General features: G+C 45.3%; 7 protein-coding genes. 5 read left to right on the top strand and 2 right to left on the bottom strand.

Features of this window, described 5'->3' with window-relative positions; translation table 11 throughout:
* Nucleotides 1–506 (top strand): ABC transporter substrate-binding protein (locus A3766_RS22395; protein WP_156509051.1); only part of this gene is annotated, 506 nt, incomplete at its 5' end.
* Between the two features lie 5 nt (nucleotides 507–511).
* Here the strand turns inward: A3766_RS22395 and gloA are convergent.
* Both gloA and A3766_RS22385 read right to left on the bottom strand, forming a co-directional pair.
* The gene (gene gloA, locus A3766_RS22390) at nucleotides 512–952 is read right to left on the bottom strand and encodes a lactoylglutathione lyase (protein WP_068514816.1); all 441 of its coding nucleotides are present in this window, start codon (nucleotides 950–952) and stop codon (nucleotides 512–514) included.
* A gap of 31 nt (nucleotides 953–983) precedes the next feature.
* On the bottom strand, nucleotides 984–1,556 hold the full coding sequence (locus tag A3766_RS22385; protein ID WP_068512534.1) for an NUDIX hydrolase: 573 nt from the start codon (nucleotides 1,554–1,556) through the stop codon (nucleotides 984–986).
* Nucleotides 1,557–1,707: 151 nt separating this feature from the next.
* Here A3766_RS22385 and A3766_RS22380 point away from each other — a divergent pair, with 151 nt between their 5' ends.
* The 4 genes from A3766_RS22380 to purT all read left to right on the top strand — a co-directional run bounded on the left by A3766_RS22380 (nucleotide 1,708) and on the right by purT (nucleotide 4,316).
* Entirely contained in the window at nucleotides 1,708–2,307 is a 600-nt protein-coding gene (locus A3766_RS22380; RefSeq protein WP_231872054.1) for a CoA pyrophosphatase, read from the top strand.
* The gene (locus A3766_RS22375; protein ID WP_068514819.1) at nucleotides 2,304–2,828 is read left to right on the top strand and encodes a gamma carbonic anhydrase family protein; all 525 of its coding nucleotides are present in this window, start codon (nucleotides 2,304–2,306) and stop codon (nucleotides 2,826–2,828) included. The genes A3766_RS22380 and A3766_RS22375 overlap by 4 nt, the downstream gene beginning before the upstream one ends.
* Before the next feature lie 86 nt (nucleotides 2,829–2,914).
* The gene (locus A3766_RS22370) at nucleotides 2,915–3,100 is read left to right on the top strand and encodes a DUF1289 domain-containing protein (protein WP_197470208.1); all 186 of its coding nucleotides are present in this window, start codon (nucleotides 2,915–2,917) and stop codon (nucleotides 3,098–3,100) included.
* 34 nt (nucleotides 3,101–3,134) lie between these two features.
* On the top strand, nucleotides 3,135–4,316 hold the full coding sequence (gene purT / locus A3766_RS22365) for a formate-dependent phosphoribosylglycinamide formyltransferase (protein ID WP_068514822.1): 1,182 nt from the start codon (nucleotides 3,135–3,137) through the stop codon (nucleotides 4,314–4,316).
* The last annotated feature ends 158 nt before the right edge of the window (nucleotides 4,317–4,474 follow it).

The following is a 4,474-nucleotide window of genomic DNA, read 5'->3' as shown; positions in this document are numbered from 1 at the left end:
AAGGCATGGTTGATGTATTGATCGGCTTATGGTTTAACGAGCAAAGAGCGAGCAATTTTCTTTATTCCGACCCTTACTATGTTAATCAAATTAGCTTTATTTCTGATCAGAGCGAAGTGATTTCATATCAGAAATTGGATGATCTAAAAGGTTTAAAAATAGGAGTAAGAAAGGGGGCGAGTTTTGGTCATAATTTCGACAATGCTGCAGGGCTGAATAAAACCCCAATGGTAAACGCCTTAAGCATGTTAAAGATGCTGGCACTGGGGCGGATAGATATCGGCATTGGTGATCATTTGATTTTGAGTCGCTTGATGCAGAAAAATAAGATGCTTAACGAACAGCTTAAATTTGTAGAGCCCGCTTATACTGAGCGTGAGCTTCACATGGCGATTGTTAAGTCTTTAGCTGATCATCAGGCAATTGTCTCTGCATTTAATCATCACTTGCGAAAGATGAAGCAGCAGGGAAGAGTTAAAGAAATTATTAAGACCTACAGCCCTTAAACTCTTTACCACTCCCCCGTATTCGTCATTGATACCCAAGGCTCTTCAGGTGCAAGGTTATCGCCCTTTTGTAGAAGTTCGATTGATATGCCATCGGGTGAACGAATAAAGGCCATGTAGCCGTCTCTCGGAGGCCGGTTGATCGTTAATCCTTGTGACTGTAGTTTTTCACATAGCTCATAGATATTGTCGACAGAAAAAGCCAGGTGCCCGAAATTCCTACCGCCGGTGTAGTCTTCAGTGTCCCAATTGTATGTTAGTTCCAGGCAAGGGGCTTTGATAATTCTCGCTTCATCAGCATCGTCCGGTGCCGCAAGAAATACTAGTGTGAATCGGCCTTTCTCGCTGTCTTTGCGACTAATCTCAACGAGCCCTAGTTTATTGCAATAGAAGTCCAGAGAGGCTTCTAGGTCCTTGACACGAACCATAGTATGTAGGTATTTCATTTTTTAACTCCCGGCCTTTAAGTATCTGGTCTTAATCAAGTAAATCTGCAACATGCTCAGGGATCTCACGTGGTTCGCGGAAAATATCACTGACATGCACACCGTAAGTGCCCCGTTTTCGGTCTTCGAAAAACGTCTTCAAACTGCGTTTAACTGTTGGGAAAGCGATTTCATCCCAGGGGATATCTTGTTCGTCGAAGAGTTTTACTTCTAGGCTTTCTTGACCTGCAGCGTAGCTCTCCTGTTTTAGTTCAGCGAGAAAAAAGATATGTACCTGATCAATCTGCGGGACGCTGATCATAGTAAATAAGCCTTTTAGGTTTACCTTCGCTTCTGCTTCTTCCCAGGTCTCACGCATAGCGGCTTCTTCTGTCGTTTCCTGGTTTTCCATAAAACCCGCTGGCAGAGTCCAATAGCCTAAACGGGGTTCGATGGCGCGCTTGCATAATAATACCTTATCGCCCCAAGTGGGAATGGTGCCGGCAACAATATTCGGGTTCTGGTAATGGATATGTTCACAGCCTAAGCAGACGTAACGCTGTCGGTTATCATCTTCAGGAATCTTTTTCTCAACATCGTCGCCACAATGACTGCAGAATTTCATAGGTTTCTCACCAGTGATTTTTATTGAGGGGGCAGTATGCTAAAGTTTGGCTTAGTAAACAACTTGAGATCTTTATCTGAGTGAGCTTTTTTACTAGATCTGTCAACGAGCTCCTTATTCGCCACTTAAGTTTTGGAACCTCTAATCCCCAATGCAAATAATTAATTTACTGAGAGCGCGAATCGAGCAGCATCAGCCAAAAAATATTGTCGAAGAGTTACCCGAGGCAGGTATTCTAGTTCCCTTAACCCGCGAACCAGAGCCTCAGATTATTTTCACGCGCCGGGCGCAACATATGAATACACATAAAGGGCAGGTAGCCTTTCCGGGGGGGAAGTATGATGAGGAAGATACAACACTTGTTAATACTGCACTTCGAGAGTGTCATGAAGAGATTGGCGTCCACCCTGAACAAGTTGAGCTGCTAGGGCCTTTGAGTCAGGTGATATCCCTGCACGGTATTCGTGTTTCGCCTTTTGTCGGCCTGGTGGAGCCAGAGATAGAATTAAAGCCAAATCTAGATGAACTAGACAGTATTTTCAAAGTGCCGGTGAGTTTCTTTTTAAATGAAGAACCCGTGCGTCGTGATAGAATGACCTACAAAGGTCTGGCATTCTCTGTGCCAAGCTATGATTACCACCATCAGGGCGAGCGTTATGAAATTTGGGGCTTGTCTGCCGTGGTGCTTGTTGAACTGATGAATATTGCATTTGATGCGAACATAACAATTTTTGACGGTGAAGGTAAATGATCTACTCCTTGGGAAGCAAAAAACCAAAATTTATTGGTGACGCAGCGTTTGTTGCGCCAAACGCATCATTAATTGGCGATATCGAAGTCCATGAGGGTGCTAGCATCTGGTTTAATGTGGTGATTCGTGCGGATAACGATAAAGTTATCATTGGTGAAAATAGCAATATTCAAGACGGTTCTGTTCTTCATATTGACCCGGGCTTTCCCTTACAAATAGAGAAAAATGTGACGATTGGCCACAAGGTCATGTTGCACGGTTGCCATATCGGAGAGAATTCCTTGATTGGTATTAATGCCGTTGTACTGAATGGCGCGAAAATTGGTAAGAATTGTTTGATTGGCGCGAACGCCTTGATACCTGAAAATATGGTCGTGCCGGATGGCTCGATGGTGCTGGGTAGTCCTGGCAAGGTGAAACGTGCTTTAAGTGAGCAGGAGATTCAAATGCTCAGTCTAAGTGCAGCGCACTATGTTCAAAACGGTCAGCGCTATGAATCAGGGTTGATTCTGGAGGACTAAGTGTTTGCCTGTTAAGATCGACGTTTCACATTTTATGTTTTTATTAGAAAGTAGTTGCCGAATAGTCGTTAGCGAAGAGTAGTTGTATGCCAGAAGAAATGAATGAAGTCCCGTCTCCATGTGTCAGTATTTGTGCACTTGATGTAAATGATGTCTGTGTGGGTTGTCACCGCACGGGTGACGAAATATCCCGCTGGTGGGGCATGGACAATACTGAAAAGAAAAAAATACTAGAGCTCGCTAAAGAGCGCGAACAGAAATCCTATATCTAGATTTATCCTAACAACTGACAACAGGTTTATCAAAATGACTAGCATTGGCACGCCCTTATCGCCTACGGCAACAAAGGTATTATTTTGCGGCTCTGGTGAGCTGGGCAAAGAAGTGGTTATCGAATTACAGCGCTTTGGTGTCGAAGTGATTGCTGTGGACAGGTATGCCAATGCACCGGCGATGCAAGTCGCACATCGCAGTTACGTGATCGATATGCTTGACCCAAAAGCGCTTAGAGAGGTGGTCGAGAAAGAGCAACCACACTTAATTGTGCCAGAAATCGAAGCCATTGCGACCGCTGAATTGGTGGCGCTAGAGAAAGAAGGCTACCAGGTTATTCCCTCTGCACGTGCAGTTAATCTCACCATGAATCGCGAAGGTATTCGGCGCTTGGCGGCAGAGGATTTGAGCATAAAAACCTCTCCCTATCAGTTTGCCAGCGATTATGAGGCTTATCGACAAGCGCTTCAGGAGATTGGTTTGCCGTGTGTGGTGAAACCGATTATGAGCTCCTCTGGCAAAGGCCAGAGCACTGTGAAGACTGAGGATGGTATTGATGCCGCTTGGGCATATTCACAAGAAGGTGGCCGTACAGGGGCAGGCACCATCATTATCGAAGGCTTTGTCGACTTTGATTATGAGATAACCTTATTAACTGTTCGCCACGCTGGTCAGACAAGTTTCTGTGCGCCGATTGGCCATGTCCAAAAGAATGGTGATTATCAACAGTCATGGCAGCCTCAAGCAATGAGCGAAAAGGCCTTGGCAGCGGCTCAGGATATCGCTCATAAAGTGACTGAAAACCTGGGTGGCAATGGTATCTTTGGCGTTGAGTTATTCGTAAAAGGCGATGAAGTCTTGTTTAGTGAAGTCTCACCTAGGCCACACGATACAGGCTTAGTGACCTTAGTATCGCAAGATCTTTCTGAGTTTGCTTTGCATGCGCGGGCTATTCTTGGATTGCCTATTCCCCAGATTAAACAGCTTGGTCCGGCAGCGTCCTCGGTCATTTTGGTTGAGGGGGAGTCCAAACAACTTTGCTTTGGTAACCTTGAAGAATGTTTGTCTGATACTGATGTGCACTTGCGCTTGTTCGGCAAGCCCGAAGTAAAGGGGCAACGCCGTATGGGGGTTGCACTGGCCTTGGATGAAACAATTGAGGCGGCAACGCAGAAGGCGATCAAGGCATCTTCAGCGGTGGCATTAAAGTTCTAGCGTTATTAGTGTGAAGTATAATGGCTGAAACGCAAAAAGTAATCGATAAAGGCTTTCCTCCGGTGCTTGGAGAAGAGCCAACAGTTCTAATATTAGGCACGATGCCCAGTGTTAAATCCCTGCAAGAGCAGCAATACTACGGACATCCTCGCAATGCC

The sequence above is a fragment of the Oleiphilus sp. HI0132 genome, from assembly GCF_001635845.1.
This window is presented reverse-complemented; position numbering and strand designations above follow the sequence as displayed.

Coding starts and splice junctions, on each gene's coding strand:
- gloA (WP_068514816.1), bottom strand. CDS start 952: ATGAAATACCTACATACTATGGTTCGTGTCAAGGACCTAGAAGCCTCT.
- A3766_RS22385 (WP_068512534.1), bottom strand. CDS start 1,556: ATGAAATTCTGCAGTCATTGTGGCGACGATGTTGAGAAAAAGATTCCT.
- A3766_RS22380 (WP_231872054.1), top strand. CDS start 1,708: ATGCAAATAATTAATTTACTGAGAGCGCGAATCGAGCAGCATCAGCCA.
- A3766_RS22375 (WP_068514819.1), top strand. CDS start 2,304: ATGATCTACTCCTTGGGAAGCAAAAAACCAAAATTTATTGGTGACGCA.
- A3766_RS22370 (WP_197470208.1), top strand. CDS start 2,915: ATGCCAGAAGAAATGAATGAAGTCCCGTCTCCATGTGTCAGTATTTGT.
- purT (WP_068514822.1), top strand. CDS start 3,135: ATGACTAGCATTGGCACGCCCTTATCGCCTACGGCAACAAAGGTATTA.